The 17,271-nt window shown below is 59.6% G+C and carries 13 protein-coding genes; 5 read left to right on the forward strand and 8 right to left on the reverse strand.

Going from position 1 to position 17,271, the window contains the following annotated elements:
* Positions 1-79: 79 nt before the first annotated feature.
* Positions 80-670, forward strand: coding sequence for a 5'-deoxynucleotidase (gene yfbR / locus OKB77_RS22130; protein ID WP_047436789.1), 591 nt, complete (start codon positions 80-82; stop codon positions 668-670).
* Between the two features lie 87 nt (positions 671-757).
* Here yfbR and lolE read toward each other — a convergent pair whose 3' ends face one another.
* From lolE to OKB77_RS22145, 3 genes are all read right to left on the reverse strand, one after another.
* Entirely contained in the window at positions 758-1,999 is a 1,242-nt protein-coding gene (lolE, locus tag OKB77_RS22135; protein WP_019445067.1) for a lipoprotein-releasing ABC transporter permease subunit LolE, read from the reverse strand.
* The gene (gene lolD, locus OKB77_RS22140) at positions 1,999-2,697 is read right to left on the reverse strand and encodes a lipoprotein-releasing ABC transporter ATP-binding protein LolD (RefSeq protein WP_270818512.1); all 699 of its coding nucleotides are present in this window, start codon (positions 2,695-2,697) and stop codon (positions 1,999-2,001) included. The genes lolE and lolD overlap by 1 nt, the downstream gene beginning before the upstream one ends.
* A 97-nt stretch (positions 2,698-2,794) precedes the next feature.
* Positions 2,795-4,030, reverse strand: a complete 1,236-nt coding sequence (locus OKB77_RS22145) for a lipoprotein-releasing ABC transporter permease subunit (protein WP_040068101.1) — start codon at positions 4,028-4,030, stop codon at positions 2,795-2,797.
* Positions 4,031-4,106: 76 nt separating this feature from the next.
* Between OKB77_RS22145 and OKB77_RS22150 the strand changes: the two genes are divergently transcribed.
* Positions 4,107-4,682, forward strand: coding sequence for a hypothetical protein (locus OKB77_RS22150; protein WP_064338110.1), 576 nt, complete (start codon positions 4,107-4,109; stop codon positions 4,680-4,682).
* A 55-nt stretch (positions 4,683-4,737) separates the two neighbouring features.
* Entirely contained in the window at positions 4,738-8,205 is a 3,468-nt protein-coding gene (gene mfd, locus OKB77_RS22155; RefSeq protein ID WP_270818522.1) for a transcription-repair coupling factor, read from the forward strand.
* Between the two features lie 100 nt (positions 8,206-8,305).
* Here the strand turns inward: mfd and fbp are convergent, their stop codons facing one another.
* Positions 8,306-9,340 carry a class 1 fructose-bisphosphatase gene (gene fbp, locus OKB77_RS22160; RefSeq protein WP_005336993.1) on the reverse strand — a complete coding sequence of 345 codons (1,035 nt, stop codon included), beginning with the start codon at positions 9,338-9,340 and terminating at the stop codon, positions 8,306-8,308.
* Between the two features lie 382 nt (positions 9,341-9,722).
* On the opposite strand from fbp, the gene OKB77_RS22165 reads away from it, so the two are divergent.
* Positions 9,723-11,339 carry a peptide ABC transporter substrate-binding protein gene (locus tag OKB77_RS22165; RefSeq protein ID WP_064338112.1) on the forward strand — a complete coding sequence of 539 codons (1,617 nt, stop codon included), beginning with the start codon at positions 9,723-9,725 and terminating at the stop codon, positions 11,337-11,339.
* Between the two features lie 103 nt (positions 11,340-11,442).
* Here OKB77_RS22165 and OKB77_RS22170 read toward each other — a convergent pair whose 3' ends face one another.
* The 3 genes from OKB77_RS22170 to sixA all read right to left on the reverse strand — a co-directional run bounded on the left by OKB77_RS22170 (position 11,443) and on the right by sixA (position 13,332).
* Positions 11,443-12,360 carry a DMT family transporter gene (locus OKB77_RS22170; RefSeq protein ID WP_064338113.1) on the reverse strand — a complete coding sequence of 306 codons (918 nt, stop codon included), beginning with the start codon at positions 12,358-12,360 and terminating at the stop codon, positions 11,443-11,445.
* A gap of 164 nt (positions 12,361-12,524) precedes the next feature.
* Positions 12,525-12,731, reverse strand: a complete 207-nt coding sequence (locus OKB77_RS22175) for a DUF1107 domain-containing protein (RefSeq protein WP_005336998.1) — start codon at positions 12,729-12,731, stop codon at positions 12,525-12,527.
* A 133-nt stretch (positions 12,732-12,864) separates the two neighbouring features.
* The gene (gene sixA, locus OKB77_RS22180; RefSeq protein WP_021230584.1) at positions 12,865-13,332 is read right to left on the reverse strand and encodes a phosphohistidine phosphatase SixA; all 468 of its coding nucleotides are present in this window, start codon (positions 13,330-13,332) and stop codon (positions 12,865-12,867) included.
* A 162-nt stretch (positions 13,333-13,494) separates the two neighbouring features.
* On the opposite strand from sixA, the gene OKB77_RS22185 reads away from it, so the two are divergent.
* Positions 13,495-16,281 carry an insulinase family protein gene (locus OKB77_RS22185; protein WP_201941653.1) on the forward strand — a complete coding sequence of 929 codons (2,787 nt, stop codon included), beginning with the start codon at positions 13,495-13,497 and terminating at the stop codon, positions 16,279-16,281.
* Between the two features lie 331 nt (positions 16,282-16,612).
* Here OKB77_RS22185 and OKB77_RS22190 read toward each other — a convergent pair whose 3' ends face one another.
* On the reverse strand, positions 16,613-17,260 hold the full coding sequence (locus OKB77_RS22190; protein WP_265776255.1) for a thiopurine S-methyltransferase: 648 nt from the start codon (positions 17,258-17,260) through the stop codon (positions 16,613-16,615).
* Between the last annotated feature and the right edge of the window lie 11 nt (positions 17,261-17,271).

A 17,271-nucleotide genomic window follows, 5' to 3' on the forward strand; every position in this document is an offset into this window, starting at 1 on the left:
CGGGCAGACGCTGCCCTGCAACGAAAAAAAAGGGCAGACTAGGGTCTGCCCTTTTCTATTCTCTTTTGTTGAGGCCATCATGTTACCCAGCCACTTTTTCGCCAATCTCGCCCGCATGAAACTCATCTACCGCTGGCCCCTGATGCGCAACATCCAGCCGGAAAACATTGCCGAGCACAGCCTGCAGGTGGCCATGGTGGCCCATGCCCTCGGCATCATCAAAAACCGGCTGTTTGGCGGCAGCGTGAATGCCGACCGCGCCGCGGTGATGGCCCTCTACCACGACAGTAGCGAGGTGCTGACCGGCGATCTGCCCACCCCGGTCAAATACTTCAACCCCGAGATCGCCCGCGAGTACAAGAAGATAGAACTGGCCGCCGAGCAGCGTCTGCTTGGCATGCTGCCGCCGGAACTGGTGGAGGACTTTCGCCCCCTGCTCGATTCGGCAGCCCAGGATGACGAGCTGGCCAGGCTGGTCAAGGATGCCGACACCCTCTGCGCCTATACCAAGTGTCTGGAGGAGATCAACGCGGGCAACCGGGAGTTCGAACCGGCTCGCAAGCGCCTTGAAGCCATGCTGGCAGCCCGGATGAGCGATGAGATGCGCTATTTTATCGACACCTTCGTAGCCAGCTTCTCCCTGCCACTCGATGAGCTTAACGCTCACTAAGCCAGTCTACATGACCTGAAAACAGAAGGGCCCGCCGGTTTGCACCAGCGGGCCCTTCGTTCTTTATTGCGCATTAGATGCAACGCATCAGTGACCCAGCTCGCGAGATGGCACCAGACCGCTCGCCCGCCAGGCGGGATAGAGGGTCGCCACCAGACTCATCAGGATGGCGGCGCCCGTCACGATGAGCAGATCCTGCATATGCAACTCGGTCGGCAAAAAGTCGATAAAGTAGATATCCGGATTGAGGAAGCGGTGACCGATGAGCTTTTCGACAACGCTCAGGATCTGGGTCAGCTTGCTGGAGAGCAGCCCGCCCAGCAGGGCGCCGAGCAGGGCACCGGCCACGCCGTTGACCATCCCCTGAATGACGAAGGTGAGCCGGATCTGGCCGGGGCTCGCCCCCATGGTCTTCAGGATGGCGATCTCGCTGCGCTTCTCGTTCACCGCCATCACCAGGGTGGAGACGATGTTGAAGCAGGCGACAGCCACCACCATCAGCATCACCACATACATGACGGTACGCACCATCTGGATGTCCTGATAGAGGTAGCCCTGGCTGTTCATCCAGCTGCGGATATAGACGTGATGAGGGAACTGCTGCGCGGCGGCTACGGTGATGGATTGCGCCTTGAGCACATCGCTCACCCGCAGGCTGAAGCCCTCCACGCCGCTGCCCATGCCGGTGATCGCTTGCGCATCGGCCAGATGCATAAAGCCGAGCAGACCGTCGAGCTGACCACCGATCTCCAGCAGCCCCACCACGGTCAGGGCTTCGCGCCGAGGATTCTTGATCCCCGCCTGATCACCCCCTTGCGGCAGCAGCAGGGCGACCGAATCCCCCACCTTGACCCCCAGCTTGTCGGCGATGGTCTTGCCAAGGATCACCCCACGTTCACCCGGTTGCAGCTCACGCAGACCACGGCCCGTCATGTATTTGCCGGCATCCGACAGATTGGCTTCCAGATCGGGCAGCACGGCGCGCAGTTGCACCCCCTTGAGGGCAGAGCCATGCTCCAGCAGGCCATTGAGGCGAATGACCGGCGCTGCCGCCTCAACGCCCGGCTGGGCCAGCAGGTAGTCGCGCAGACGTGGCCAATCCGGCAGCGGCCGCTCGACGGCGTCCAGCTCACCTTGCGGCACGACCGAGAGCACCCGATCTTTAAGCTCCCGCTCGAAACCGTTCATGGCAGAGAGGCCCAGGATCAGCGCCATCACCCCGAGGGCAATACCGATCAGGGAAGAGGCAGAAATAAAGGCGATAAACCCGTTGCGACGGCGGGAGCGGCTGTAACGCAGGCCCAGAAAGAGGGGCAGCGGTTTGAACATCAGGCAACCTCCGCCATCACGCCGCTCACCAGGGTCACCCGGCGATGGAGCTTGGCCGCCAGGCTCAAGTCGTGAGTCACCACCACAAACGCAGTGCCCAGCTCACGATTCAGTTCACACAGCAGTTCGTACACTGCGGTGGCACTGGCGTGATCCAGATTACCGGTAGGTTCGTCCGCCAATACCAGACTCGGTTCGTTGACCAGCGCCCGGGCGATCGCCACCCGCTGACGTTCGCCACCGGATAGCTCGGAGGGACGGTGATTCAAGCGATGGGAGAGCCCCACCCGCCCCAGTATCTTGGTTGCCTTTTCGGTGGCAACCGCCACTGACTCACCGGCGATCAGCAGCGGCATGGCCGCATTTTCCAACGCACTGAACTCGGAGAGCAGGTGGTGGAACTGGTAGACAAAGCCCAGCTCGCGGTTGCGAAAACGGGCCTGGGTTCGGCTATCCCAATGGTGGATATCCTCCCCCTTGAACAGCACGGCGCCACTGGAGGGGTTGTCCAGCGCCCCCATCAGATGCAGCAGAGTGGTCTTGCCGGAGCCGGAGCTCCCCACCACCGCCAGCATTTCACCGGGTGCGACGCAGAGATCGATCCCCTTGAGCACCTGAGTCTCCAGCTCCCCCTCTTTATAGACATGATTGAGCGCCTTGCAGCGCAGCAGAGGTTCACGGGATACGGCTTCATTCATAACAGGGGCTCCACTTACGCCAGTGACCACAGAGGCACCAGTAACAACGCCGGTACTCGCACCGGAGGTAACAACAGAAGATGTATTATTCACGGCATTACTCATAACGCAGCGCCTCGGCCGGTTTCACCCGTGCGGCGCGGGCCGCCGGATAGAGGGTGGCACTGAAGCTCAGCAGCACGGCGCCCAGCAAAATGGTGATTACCTGAGCCGGCTCGACAATCACCGGCAGGCCACTGCCGCCCGCCGCCATATAGAGGTTGAGCCCCACCGCATTGAGCAGGGGGTTGAGACCCAAGGAGAGCGCAAGGCCCGCCAGTCCGCCAAACAGAGCACCAATCACCCCGCTGGAGGCGCCAAGTACCATGAAGATTTTGACGATCCCCGATTCACTCATGCCCATGGTGCGCAGGATGGCCACTTCGCCCTCCTTGTCCGTTACCACCATCACCAGCGCGGAGAGGATGTTAAAGGTGGCGACGGCGATGATCAGCACCAGCATCAGCCCCATCATCCGTTTTTCCATGGCGACCGCCTGGAACAGCTCGCCCCGCTCGCGGCGCCAATCCTGCCATAGCAAGCCATCCGGCAGCGGCGTCTTGATCACCTCGTCAGCGGCAAAGGGATCATCTAGCCAGAGGCGAATGCCACCGACGGTTTCTGTCGGCAGACGCAGCAGCCGCTGGGCATCCCCCAGCGCGATCAGCGCAATCTGGTTATCCACATCGGCGCCGACCCCGAAGATACCGGAGACGGTAAAGAGGCGCTGGGCCGGTACCCGACCAAACGGAGTGAAGCGGGTCCCTTCGGTCAGGATCAAACGAACCTGATCGCCGATGGAGACATTGAGGCGGCGTGCCACCCCCTGCCCCAGCACGATGCGGTAGTGGCCGGCCTGCAGGGTATCGAGGCGCCCCCCCAGCATCTGGCTGTGGAGGATGTCATCCTTGGGCCACTTTGCAGGGTCGATCCCCTGCACGCTCACCCCGGTCAGCTGGCCGGGGCTTTGCAGCATCCCTTCGCTGTCGAGCATGGGGGCCGAGGCAACCACATGGGGTAATTTGGCCAGATCCGGCAAGCCTTGCGGGTCAGCATCAATACGGCCAGCCTGATTGGTCACCACCACATGGGGGATCACCCCGAGGATGCGCCCTTTGAGCTGCCCTTCGAAACCGTTCATCACCGAAATGACCACCATCAGGGCGGCAACCCCGATGGCGATGCCAAAGGTAGAGAACAGGGAGATAAATGAGACGAAGCGATTGCTGCGCTTCGAGCCTGCATACCGCAGGCCGATGGCCAGCGAAAGGGGCTGAAAAAGTCCGGTCTTCAAGGATATGTACGTTGCCAACAAAATAAGATACCGGATAATAAAGGGAAACCGTCCATGACAACAAGGGATAGCCTCCATGCAGGAACAGTTCTTCAGCGTCACTCATGCCACGCCGGTCAATGTGATCCCCATGCCGGCCGACTTCCACCTCCCCTCGCTGGAGGAGCTGGACGCTGAGCTGCCGGAGCCCTTTCGGATCTCTTCGGCCATTACCTCCATCGATCTGGTGACTACTCGCCTGCTGCGCAACCAGAACGAGTCGATGCACGATCTGATCGAGATCGTCAATCAGCAGTCCCGCAAGATCGACATGATCATGGGCTATGTGCTCTCCCTGCAGGACCATCCGGAGCAGCGCTTCCACACCCTGCGCTTCGGGGCTGGTCAACTCACCTACCTGCACCCCTATCATGGTCACGGGGATGCGCCGCACCTGCACCAGATCGTCCGCCTCAAGATCTTCCTGCGGGAAGAGGCGGCCGCCATCTACTGCTATGGCCAGGTCAAACAGCTCGACGGCAGTGAACATGGCACCCATGTGCAGCTCGACTATGTGCGGATCCGCGAAGATGACCGTGAACTGCTGGTTCGTGCCAGCCTCCACGTGCAATCAAAGCAGCTCAAGCTGCGCGCCCAAGAACGTCAGCGCTAACCAGAGCGAACGTCGCGATAGATAACGTCAACGTTAAAAGAATCGAACCATGCCAATGACACTCCCCGCCTTGCCCGCCAAAGCGGGCCAAAAGATCACACTCGGCCAGCTGGTCGGCAGCAGCCTCTCGCTGATTGCAGCCCGTCTCACCAGTGAAGCCAAGGGGCCGGTACTGCTTATCACCGCCGATACCCCGAGCGCCCTGCGCCTGGAGCAGGAGTTACAGTACTTGCTGGCAGACAAGCAGCTAGCCGATCAGTTCGCCCCCGTATTGCTGTTCCCCGATTGGGAGACCCTGCCCTACGACACCTTCTCCCCCCATCAGGACATCATCTCCCAGCGGCTCGAGACTCTCTACAAGCTGCCGCAGATGAGCAAGGGGGTGCTGATTGTCCCCATCTCCACCCTGATGTTGCGCTGCGCCCCCCGGGTCTATCTCGACAAATACAGCCTGATGGTGAAGGCCGGTCAGCGCCTCAACCTGCAACAGCTGCGCGGGCGGCTGGCCGAGGCGGGTTACGTGGCAGTGGATCAGGTGCTGGAACATGGCGAATTTGCCGCTCGCGGCTCCCTGCTCGATCTCTTCCCCATGGGCAGTAGCAGCCCCTATCGCATCGACTTCTTCGACGATGAAGTGGACTCCATCCGCCCATTCGATCCCGAAACCCAGCGCTCCAGCGAACCGGTCAAGACGGTCAGCCTGCTGCCCGCCAGGGAATACCCTACCGACGAGGCGGCCATCGAACTGTTTCGCGGCCAGTTCCGCGAGCAGTTCGAGCTGTCGCGGGCCGAGGGCTCCGTCTATCAGGAGGTGAGCAAGGGGCGCTGGCCCGCTGGCATCGAGTATTATCTGCCGCTCTTCTTCAACCAGACCGCCAGCCTGTTTGACTACCTGCCGGAAGAGACCCTTCTGCTCACCGTGGGGGATATCTACCCCGCCGCCCAGCGTTTCTGGAACGATATCGGCCAGCGCTATGAAGACAGACGCTGGGACAACACTCGCCCCCTGCTACCCCCGGCCCAGCTCTATCTGCCGGTGGAGCAGCTCTTTGCCTCTCTGGGCCAATATGGCGCGGTGCGGCTGCAAGAGGCCGCCACCGCGGGCGATGCCGGTCAGCACGATCTGCCCATCGAGGCGCTGCCGGATCTGCAACTCGATCACAGCAAGGAGCAACCCCTGCTGGCGCTCAACCAGTTCCTCCAAGGTTTTGCCGGGCGCACCCTGTTTGCGGTGGAGTCCGAAGGACGGCGGGAGGTGCTCGGCGATCTGCTGGCGCGTATCTCGTTGCAACCTAAAGAGTTCCCCTCCCTCGACGCCTTTATGGCAAGCCAGGATCGTCACGGCCTGCTGGTGGCACCGCTTGAACGTGGCTTCCTGTGGCAGGAGGCCGGTCAGGATCCATTGGCGCTGATCACCGAGACCGAACTGCTGGGCGGCAAGGTGCGCAGCAAGCGGGCACGGGAGAAGAGCAAAAACTTAAGCTCCGATGCGGTGATCAGAAACCTGGGCGAGCTGACCCAGGGCCAGCCGGTGGTCCATCTCGATCACGGGGTCGGCCGCTATCTGGGGCTCGAAACCATCGACGCTGGTGGTCTGCCCACCGAGTTTTTGACCCTCGAATATGCCGGCGGCGACAAGCTGTTCGTGCCGGTCACCAGTTTGCACCTTATCAGCCGCTACACCGGCTCTGATAACCCACCCAGCCACAAACTCGGCGGCGAGGCCTGGAGCAAGGCGCGGCGCAAGGCGGCGGAGAAGGTGCGCGATGTGGCAGCCGAGTTGCTGGATGTCTACGCTCATCGCGCCGCTCGCGCCGGTTTTGCCTTCAAGCACGACAAAGAGGCCTATCGCCAGTTTGCCGCCAGCTTCCCGTTCGAGGAAACCGACGATCAGCTCAACGCCATCAATGCGGTGCTGGGGGACATGTGTCAGGCCAAGAGCATGGACCGACTGGTGTGTGGCGACGTAGGTTTCGGCAAGACCGAAGTGGCGATGCGGGCGGCGTTTGTGGCCGTCCACGGCGGCAAGCAGGTTGCCGTGCTGGTGCCCACCACCCTGCTGGCGCAACAGCACTACGACAACTTCCGCGACCGCTTCGCCAACTGGCCGGTGCGGGTCGAGGTGCTGAGCCGCTTCCGCTCCGCCAAGGAGCAGAGCGCTGTGATGAAGGAATTGGCCGAAGGCAAGGTGGATATCATCATCGGCACCCACAAGCTGCTCGGCTCCGAGCTCACTTTCAAGGATCTGGGACTGCTCATCGTCGATGAGGAGCACAGATTCGGGGTGCGCCAGAAGGAGAAGATCAAGGCGCTGCGGGCCGATGTGGATATCCTCACCCTCACCGCCACCCCTATTCCGCGCACCCTCAATTTGGCGATGTCCGGCATGCGGGATCTCTCCATCATCGCGACTCCACCCGCCAAGCGACTCGCCATCAAGACCTTCGTGCGCCAGCACGAACCGGCTGTGGTGCGCGAGGCGGTGCTGCGTGAACTCAAACGTGGCGGCCAGGTCTACTACCTGCACAACGATGTCGAGAGCATCGAGAAGTGCGCAGCCGATCTGGCGGAGCTGGTACCCGAGGCACGCATCGGCATCGCCCACGGCCAGATGCGCGAGCGCGACCTTGAGCGGATCATGTCCGACTTCTACCACCAGCGCTTCAACCTCCTGGTTTGCACCACCATTATCGAGACCGGTATCGACGTACCGAGCGCCAACACTATCATCATGGATCGGGCGGATCACCTGGGTCTGGCCCAGCTGCACCAGCTGCGGGGTCGGGTTGGCCGCTCTCACCATCAGGCCTATGCCTACCTGCTCACTCCCCATCCCAAGCTGATGACCAAGGATGCGGCCAAGCGGCTGGAGGCGATCGCCTCGCTGGAAGATCTCGGCGCCGGATTTGCGCTGGCGACCCACGATCTGGAGATCCGTGGCGCAGGCGAACTGCTCGGCGACGATCAGAGCGGCCAGATCGAATCGGTCGGCTTCACCCTCTATATGGAGATGCTGGAGCAGGCGGTCGAGGCGCTGAAAAATGGCAAGGAGCCGTCGCTGGAGCAGCTGATGAGCCAGCACACCGAGGTGGAACTGCGCCTGCCTGCACTGCTGCCGGATGACTATATTCCGGACGTCAACATGCGCCTCTCCATGTACAAGCGGATCGCCAGTGCGGCGGACGAGCAGGAGCTGCGCGAGCTGAAAGTGGAGCTGATCGACCGCTTCGGCCTCTTGCCGGAGGCAACCAAAACCCTGCTGGAGCTGGCCGCCTTCCGCCAGAGTGCCACCGCCCTTGGCATTCGCCGGGTGGAGATGAGCGAGCGTGGCGGCTATCTCGACTTCACCCAGGAGACCAAGGTCAATCCGGCCTATCTGGTCAAACTGCTCTCCAGCCAGCCAAGGGTCTACAAGATGGACGGGCCGACCCGGTTGCGTTTCCAGGTACCGACCCAGGATCGCGCCATGCGCCTGAAACTGGTGGATGGTTTGCTGGCTGATCTGGCCAACAACAGCCTGTGAATATCTGCAACACTGGCGGCGAGCCAGAGAGATAATGCCAACTAAAACGGGAGCCAAATCGGCTCCCGTTTTTTATTTGCTATCTGACTACTGCGTACGTTCAGCCTTGGTTAGCTGGATCCTCATGGGCGGAGAACTCGCGCATAAAGGCCTCGGCCCGCTCCACCATCTTGGTCGAGCCAACAAAGTAAGGGGTACGCTGGTGCAGCGCGGTGGGCTGGATATCCATGATGCGGCCAAAGCCGTCGGAGGCCTTGCCACCAGCCTGCTCCACCAGAAACGCCATCGGGTTGCACTCATAGAGCAGACGCAGCTTGCCGTTCGGCGAGTTGGTGCCGGACGGATAGATGTAGATGCCGCCCTTGAGCAGGTTGCGATGGAAATCGGAAACCAGGGAGCCGATATAACGGGAGGTGTAGGGTCTGTGGGTCGCCTCATCGCGTTCCTGACAATATTTCAGGTACTTCTTCACCCCGTCCGGGAACTTGATGTAGTTGCCCTCGTTGATGGAGTAGATCTTGCCCTCTTCCGGAATGCGGATGTTCTCGTGGGAGAGGCAGAAGCAGCCAATGGAGGGGTCATAGGTAAAGCCGTTGACGCCAAAGCCGGTGGTGTAGACCAGCATGGTGGAAGAGCCGTAGACCACATAACCGGCGGCGACCTGACGGTTGCCCGGTTGCAGGAAGTCCTCCAGGGTCACCGGCGAACCCTGCGGGCTCAAACGGCGGTAGATGGAGAAGATAGTCCCGACCGAGACGTTGACGTCGATATTGGAGGAGCCATCGAGCGGGTCGATCAGCACTACATACTTGGAGTTTTTGGAGAGCGGCGAGTCAAAGGCGACGAAGTCCTCTTCTTCTTCCGAGGCCATGCCACACACCTCACCGCGCGCTTCCAGCGCCGCCTTGAAGCGTTCGTTGGCGTAGACATCCAGCTTCTGCTGCACCTCGCCCTGTACGTTTTCAGCGCCCATGGAACCGATGATATCCGCCAGTCCCGCCTTGTTGATCTCCCGGTTCACCACCTTGGCAGCAAGGCGGATCGAGCTGAGCAACGAGGTCAGCTCGCCAGTCGCGGTAGGATAATCCGCCTGCTTTTTGACGATGAACTCACCCATGGTGATCATGTTTCGCATTTTTGTTCCTTTAGATCGCATCCGTTGGCGTTGAAAACGTTTGCAGGCATCAGCAAAAAAAATGCCGATCACCGGCGGCCTTGATTTGTAACCTAATGTAACGTCTGTTTTTTGTTTTTGCAGCGAATTAAGCGGCCTATTAAATAGGCTATTTCGCCTCATGTTATGGTAAAAGGCGCGTTTTATTCGGTTTCAATCGATAACTTTCGGCCTCTTAATTCGTGGCAATAACCTGCTGCAAGCCATGAGTTGACTGGCCTTGAGCCATTAAAAATGGAGTCTGATGGGCCTGCCGTTCCCTCAGCCATTGCCTCTTGAGATCCGATCGCCAATCCAGCACACTGATTTCGCTTTGGAAGCAAATAAAACTCAAGGATTATCAATGAACAAGACTCTCATTGCCGGCATGGTAGCCGGACTGTTTGCCCTTCCCGCCTGGGCTGCCCAGGTGCCTGCCGGTACCAAGCTGCTGCCGGATGCCCAACAAATCTACGTGACCAATATCGGCACCGAGCCCACCACCATTGACCCCCAGCTGGTAGAAGAGACCGCCGGTAGTGCCATCGTCAACGATCTGTTTGAAGGGCTCTATGAGCTGGATAATACCGGCAAGATCAAGCCAGCAGGTGCCGTCAGCTACGACGTCGACAAGACAGGTACCATCTACACCTTCAAACTGAGGCCCGAGGCCAAGTGGTCAAACGGTGAACCGGTCACCGCCGCCGATTATGTCTACGGCTGGCAACGGGCGGCCGATCCCAAGACCGCCTCCAACTACGCCTGGTTTATCGAATTGACCGGAGTGGTCAATGCAAGCGAGGTGACACAGGGCAAGAAGAGCCCGTCAGAGCTCGGGATCAAGGCGCTCGATGACCACACCCTGCAGGTCACCCTGAAAAATCCGGTTCCCTTCTTCCTAAAAACGCTGGCCCACTACACCACGTTCCCGGCCCCCAAGGCCACCATTGAAAAATTCGGTAAGGATTGGGTCAAACCGGGCAATATCGTCTCCAACGGCGCCTTTGTACTCAAGGAGTGGACCCCCAACGAGCGGCTGAGCGCCGAGCGCAATACCCACTACTGGAACAACCAGCACACCGTCCTGAACAAGGTGATCTATCTGGAGATCGTCTCGGAAACCGCCGCCTACAACCGCTATCGCACCGGTGAACTGCACTACACCACTTATCCGCTGGAGCAGTACAAGCAGCTCAAGAGCAAGAGCCCGGAAGAGCTGGTCAGCGTCCCCACGCTGGCCAGCTATTACTATGTCTTCAATACCCAGCGCAAACCGTTCGATGACCCGAAAGTACGCAAGGCGCTCTCGCTCGCCATCGACCGGGAGACCATCACCGACAAGATCCTGGGGCAGGGACAAATTGCCGCATATAGCTTCACGCCCCCCATTGTGGACGGTTTTGAATTGAAAAAACCGGCTAGCCAGCTGCAGAGCAAAGAGGAGCGGATCAAGCAGGCCAAAGCCCTGCTGACCGAAGCAGGTTATGGCCCGGACAAGCCACTCACAGTGGACATTCTCTACAACACCAACGAGAGCCACAAAAAGATTGCGCTGGCCGTCTCCTCCATGTGGAAACACAACCTGGGGGTCACTGCCACCCTCAACAACATGGAGTGGAAGACCATGGTCTCGGCACTGAACGAGGGGGATTTCGGGGTTAGCCGCTATGGCTGGAACGGGGATTATAACGATGCCTCCACCTTCCTCGACATCATGACCTCCAGCAGCAGTGCCAACAGCGGCAAGTGGTTCAACAAGGAGTACGACGCCCTGCTGGCCAAGGCCCACGACTCGCTGGATCCCGCTGAACGCAATGCCCTGTATCAACAGGCAGAGGCACTCATTGATGCGGATGCCCCCATCGCCCCCATCTATTTCTCGGTCAAATCCAGGTTGCTCAAGCCTTTCGTGAAAGGCTATCCCCACCTTAACCCGCAGGATGTGGTCTACAGCAAGGAGCTCTATCTAGTTGCCCAGTAACCGGCTAGGAAGATGTAACCATAAAAAAGCGCCTGCATTGCTGCAGGCGCTTTTCATTGGCGGCCAAGCAGGCCACTTGGCCCCTCTACGCTTTCGCGCAAGATTACTCTTCGGGACAGGGTGCCAGCACCACCCGGCGGCGACCCATCACCACCGGACGCACCAGCAGCTGTGCCAGCAAGACACCCAGCAGGGTCAGACCGCCCCCGATCAGGTGATAGCTGGTCAACCGCTCACCCAACAGGGTGATGGCAAGGCCAGCCGTCATCACCGGCAGCAGGTTCATAAAGATGGCGGTACGGTTGGCACCGAGCAGGGCGATACCCTGCATCCAAAGCCAGGGTGAGAGCGCCGAAGTGGGGATACCCGCATAGAGGATCAGCCACAGGGCCCGCCTATCAGGCCACTGGCCATCCACCAGCAAAAAGAAGGGGGTCAGGATCACCACACTGCAGATCACCTGACCGTAGAGCAGCGACCAGTTGTCGAGCCCAAGATCCCACTTCTTGAGCAGCACACTGTAAAGGGCGTAAGTACCCGCCGAAATCAGCATATAGACAGAGCCGATATGAATGCCTTGGGTAAACAGCCGGGTAGGATCTCCCTGCCCCAGCAAGATAGACAAGCCAAGGATGGAGAGCAGCGCCCCCAGTACAGCGCCCCAGGTGGGCCGCTCACGCAGCAGCCAGATGCTGAACAACACGGTCAGCAGCGGCGTCAGTCCCATCATCAACCCCATCTCGGTGGCTCCCAGGGTTTGCGCCGCGTAGTAACCAAAAGTCTGGTTGAGCACCATGCCCAGCGAGGCCAGCATGGCGATCTGCCAAAGGCCAGCGCGCAGACGGGCACGCGCACGCCATACCCGACGGGCCAGAAACGGACTTAATACCAGCGCAGCCACCACCCAGCGCGACCAGGCCAAGGCTGCGGGGGACAACACACCAACCGCCAGTTTGCTGACGATGCCATTGCCAGCCCAGATGGCAATGCAGGAGAAGGGAAACAGAAAGGCAAGGGGCATGAGAGGATCCAGACCGAAGAGACAACAGCGGGCCAGTATAGAGGGCGATGGGAGAGAAACAAAGGTGTGGGCCTGAACAGCCACGCAGTGAACGCCAGTCGCCAGAAACAAATATGCCCACAAAATTGCGGGCATATCAGTGCAGAAACAGGTTCAGAAGCGCATTACGCGGCATCCATGTGCAGTCTGGAGATCAGCTCGTTGACCTCGGTGACTGTCTGGCGATGGGGAATATCCGCCGGATTCGGCATCAGCAACAAACCGGATTGGAAATCAAACCGCCCCCGACCATGGATGTAAATCCGACCTTTAAAGAAGGTTTTGACATGCTTTGCCACCATCAGTGGCAGGTACTTCTTGAACACTCTCATCGTTTGCAACCTCTTGCAGTTGTATCCGTATGACAGCAGCTTCTGCGAATTAATTCCGTAAAATATTTATAAAAATCCGGAAAACTCGCCCATCTCTTCCCAAAAAATTCAATCTATAACTTTTTATTAACTTTTAGCCTATTGTATGCGGCCCTTCGAGCCAGAGCAAGGCTCCTTTGCCATCGTGCCACTCGATACAGGCGATCCCCGAGGTGGCGAACATGGGTGCTCCTGCGGCCGGGCAGAGGCTTTGCACCAGATAACCCACCAGCGGCAGATGGCTGACCATCAGGATTTGGTCATGTTGTTCAGCCAAAGTGGTGAGGTAGCTGGCCACGAAAGCGGGATCACCGTAAGGGGTAATGTCGCCACTCTCTTCAACGGCTGCTGCGTCAGGTAATTCACTGCATATGGCTTGCCAGGTCTGGCGTGCCCGCAGATAGTTGCTGTGGATCACCCGATCCAGCGGGCCAATCAGCTGAGGCGCCAGCCAGCGGGCCATCTGGATAGACTCTTCAATACCCTGCTCGGTCAATGGACGCTGTTCATCTGTTTTCGCATTCATGCCAGCCTGGCCATGACGCATGATATAGATCTTCATTACAACCTCGCCCAACGGGCCTGTTTTGATAGCCGGGGGATCTTACCCCGCCACGGGTGTGGAAACAATTGCGCTACCTCTCAGAAAAGGGTTTGCCTGACGGGATAGCGGGGTCGATAATCATGTTTAAATTCAAATAAATCCAACGTGAGTCACACGCCAATGAGCCCATATGCCAGTCCCAATGACCATCGGCAATACCATTTTCTGGAGCTGGCCAACCGGCTCAGGGTCTTGTTGATTTGTGATCCCGACACAGACAAATCCGCCGCCTCGCTGGCGGTCAATACCGGCCATTTTGACGATCCCGCTGACCGGCAGGGAATGGCCCATTTTCTGGAGCACATGCTGTTTCTCGGCACCTGCACCTACCCCAAGCCTGGTGAGTACCAGCAATTTATGAGCCGTCATGGCGGCAGCAACAACGCCTGGACCGGTACCGAGTTCACCAACTTCTTCTTCGAGATCGACAACGGTTTCTTCGAAGCGGGGCTGGATCGCTTCTCCCAGTTCTTTATCTGCCCCACCTTTGATCCTGAGTGGGTGGACAAGGAGCGCAACGCGGTCGACTCCGAGTATCGCCTCAAGCTGCAGGACGACATGCGCCGCAGCTATCAGGTGCATAAAGAGACGGTCAACCCGGCGCACCCCTTCTCCAAGTTCTCGGTGGGCAACCTCGATACCCTGGCTGATCTGCCGGGACGGGATCTGCGCTCCGACCTTATCCGTTTTTACGAAAGCCACTACAGCGCGGATCGCATGGCGCTGGTGATGATCTCGCCGGAATCCATCGATACCCAGTTGCAGTGGTGCTGTCGCTACTTTGCTCCCATTTTGAATCGCAATTTGGGAACCCCGACCCTCACCATGCCGCTCTACCGGCTCGACGATCTCGGCGTGCGCATCCACATCAATCCGGTCAAGGAGACCCGCAAGCTGTCGCTCAGCTTCCCCCTGCCCAATGTGGACGAGTTTTACGACAAAAAGCCCCTCACCTTCCTGAGCCATCTGATTGGCTACGAGGGGGATGGCAGCCTGCTCTCCCTGCTCAAGGCGAAAGGCTGGGTCAACCAGCTCTCAGCGGGCGGTGGCATTAGCGGCGCCAACTTCAAGGATTTTGGCGTCAACTTCGGCCTCACCCCTCTGGGCCTTGAACATGTGGATGACATCCTCGCCACCCTGTTTGGCTATCTGAAACTGATCGGCCGCGAAGGGCTACAGAGCTGGCGCTATGACGAAAAACGGACCGTGCTCGAATCGGCGTTCCGTTTTCAGGAGCGCGGCCGCCCCCTCGATACGGTGTCGGGGCTGGTGCTCAACCTCTTTAGCTACAAACCTGAGGATCTGCTCTACGGCGACTACATGATGCGCGAATATGACGAGGGGCTGATCCGCCGCTTCCTCGCCAAACTCACCCCGCACAACCTGCGTATCACCATCACTGCGCCGGAAGTGGCGACCGATCGACTGGCCCGCTGGTATCAGACCCCCTATAGCGTGGCGACCATTACCGAGGCCGAGAAAATTCGCTGGCAGCAAAGCGAGCCGGATCCGGCGCTGGCGCTGCCCAAGCCCAACCCCTTTATCAGCAGCCGACTCGATCCGCGCACTCCCGAGCTTGCCGCCGACATGCCCGCCTGCCTTATCGATCGCCCCGGTTTTCGCCTCTGGCACCTCCATGAGCACCTGTTCAGCGTGCCCAAGGGCAATCTCTACATCTCCATCGACAGCGAACATGCGGTCAAAAATCCGCGCAATATCGCCATGGCGCGCCTCGCCGTGGAGCTGTTGGCCGACCACCTCAACGCCCTCACCTATCCGGCGGAGCTGGCGGGGCTGGGCTACCAGATCTATGCCCATCAGGGGGGCTTTACCATCAACCTGAGCGGCTTTGCCGACAAGCAGCCGCTGTTGCTCGACATGATCCTTGGCAACCGCACCCTGGGGTATCCGGATCCGGGTCGCTTCGCCGAGATCAAGGAGCAGCTCATTCGCAACTGGGACAACCAGTCCAAGGCGCGCCCCATCTCCCAGCTCTTTAACCAGCTCACCAGCCTGTTGCAACCCAACAACCCGCCGTTCGAGCAGTTGCTCCGTCACCTGCGCACCGTCGAGCTGGAAGAGATGCCCGGCTTCGTGGCCCAGCTGTTTGGCGAGGTCCATGTCGAAGCGCTGGTGCACGGCGACTGGACTGCCGCCGAAGCACTGGAGCTGGCCGCCCTGATGGAGCGCCACCTGAGCGACATCAATGGCACCAGCAGCAAACCGAGCGGCGAGACCCGTCGTCCGCTCATCTCCATTCAGGACAGAGGCACCCTTATTCGCGAGCAGGGTTGCGATCACGAAGACTCGGCACTGCTGGTCTACTACCAGTCCCGTACCACCCGGGCGCGGGATCTCGCCTGCTTCACTCTGGCGAACCACATCATGTCCTCCACCTTCTTCCACGAGCTGCGTACCCGTCAGCAACTGGGGTATGTGGTGGGTGCCGGCAACCTGCCCCTCAATCGCCACCCGGGCCTGATCTTCTATATCCAGTCGCCGGTGGCTGGGCCGCAGATCCTGCTCGATGCGGTGGAGGAGTTTATCGACCTCTTCCCGCTCGCCATGCTCGAATTCACCGAGCAGCAGTGGCAGGAGAGCAAAGCGGGGCTGCAAGCCCAGCTGAGCGAGCGGGATGCCAATCTGCGCAGTCGCGGCCAGCGGCTGTGGGTCAGCATCGGCAACAAGGATCTGGGGTTTGATCAGCGGGAGCGGGTCTGCGACGAGGTGGGCAAGTTGAGCCGCGCCGATCTGGTGCGCTTTATCACCCAGCTGCGATCGCGCACCTCCGATCGGCTGATCCTCTGCAGCTATGGTCAGGGGCACGAACATGACGAGCGGATCACCGGCCAGTTTATCGATGATCCACGAGCATTTCGGCTCAATGCCGCCACCTTCGAGGCCTGATCAGGCCTCGCACTCCTCCGTTTTTCCTGCCCACGGCAAATCGCAGGCAATAAAAAGCCGACCCATCAGGGTCGGCTGGAAAAACCATAACAATTGCGACCAAAGCCGCCAAAAGTGAACATGAGCGTGAAAATCAGACACTGAGTTGCTGATCAGCAAGCGGGAAAGACCCGATACTCGCTTTGCAATGCCAACAGTGATTGAGAAACAGCCTCATATTAGGCACTCCCCCCGCCAGTCACGTTGATCTACGTCAAAGGAGGTAGCGAAGAGCGCACAGCCCGACGATTTGTCGGCGCAGATCACCCTTTGGCCGCCCGTTAGCTGCCCGTTAGCCACGGCGAGCCAGCCGGTAGGCCACTTCATCGAAGTAGGAGAGCTGACCCGACAGCACCCGCGGGTGATCCACCTCGGCGGCGCGCCCCAGCACCTCGATACGAAAGTCCCGTTCAAACAGGGCTCGCACCTCCATCTCTCCCACCGAGAAGGGGGGCTGACTCTGCTGCTCCGGCTGATATTCGAGGGTCACCAGCAGGATCTGGCCACCGGTCTCGACCAGCGAACTGATCAGGGCCGCATACTGGCGGCGCATCGCGGTCGGCAGGGCGATCAGCGCCGCGCGGTCATAGACCAGCCGGTAACGGCGACCCAGACTGGGGGCGGCGAAAAAATCCCCCTGAAAAATGCGCAGGCTGTCCACCTGATGGCACTGATAAGGGCCCACCTCGCTCACGGTCGCGGCGAGCTGGTTTTCACTGAAGAACTGACTGACGGCAAGGCTCGATAACTCGAAACCGTCGACCGGATGGCCCTGAGCGCTCAGCCAGAGCATGTCGCGGGACTTGCCGCACAGGGGAACCAGTACCGGCTCGTCCGCTTGCTGGGCTGACCACCAGGATTGCAGCCAGTGGTTGAAGTCCGCCTGATGAAAGCCAATCCGGTTCTCTTCCCAACGCTGATGCCAAAACGCAGCTTCCATCGTTATTACCC

The sequence above is a fragment of the Aeromonas sp. Y318-3 genome, assembly GCF_027706185.1.
Taxonomy (GTDB): domain Bacteria; phylum Pseudomonadota; class Gammaproteobacteria; order Enterobacterales; family Aeromonadaceae; genus Aeromonas; species Aeromonas veronii.

Bases quoted from the DNA above. Each gene is read 5' to 3' on its own strand.
- yfbR (WP_047436789.1), top strand. From the start codon at position 80: ATGTTACCCAGCCACTTTTTCGCCAATCTCGCCCGCATGAAACTCATC.
- lolE (WP_019445067.1), bottom strand. From the start codon at position 1,999: ATGTTCAAACCGCTGCCCCTCTTTCTGGGCCTGCGTTACAGCCGCTCC.
- lolD (WP_270818512.1), bottom strand. From the start codon at position 2,697: ATGAATGAAGCCGTATCCCGTGAACCTCTGCTGCGCTGCAAGGCGCTC.
- OKB77_RS22150 (WP_064338110.1), top strand. From the start codon at position 4,107: ATGCAGGAACAGTTCTTCAGCGTCACTCATGCCACGCCGGTCAATGTG.
- mfd (WP_270818522.1), top strand. From the start codon at position 4,738: ATGACACTCCCCGCCTTGCCCGCCAAAGCGGGCCAAAAGATCACACTC.
- fbp (WP_005336993.1), bottom strand. From the start codon at position 9,340: ATGCGAAACATGATCACCATGGGTGAGTTCATCGTCAAAAAGCAGGCG.
- OKB77_RS22165 (WP_064338112.1), top strand. From the start codon at position 9,723: ATGAACAAGACTCTCATTGCCGGCATGGTAGCCGGACTGTTTGCCCTT.
- OKB77_RS22170 (WP_064338113.1), bottom strand. From the start codon at position 12,360: ATGCCCCTTGCCTTTCTGTTTCCCTTCTCCTGCATTGCCATCTGGGCT.
- OKB77_RS22175 (WP_005336998.1), bottom strand. From the start codon at position 12,731: ATGAGAGTGTTCAAGAAGTACCTGCCACTGATGGTGGCAAAGCATGTC.
- sixA (WP_021230584.1), bottom strand. From the start codon at position 13,332: ATGAAGATCTATATCATGCGTCATGGCCAGGCTGGCATGAATGCGAAA.
- OKB77_RS22185 (WP_201941653.1), top strand. From the start codon at position 13,495: ATGAGCCCATATGCCAGTCCCAATGACCATCGGCAATACCATTTTCTG.
- OKB77_RS22190 (WP_265776255.1), bottom strand. From the start codon at position 17,260: ATGGAAGCTGCGTTTTGGCATCAGCGTTGGGAAGAGAACCGGATTGGC.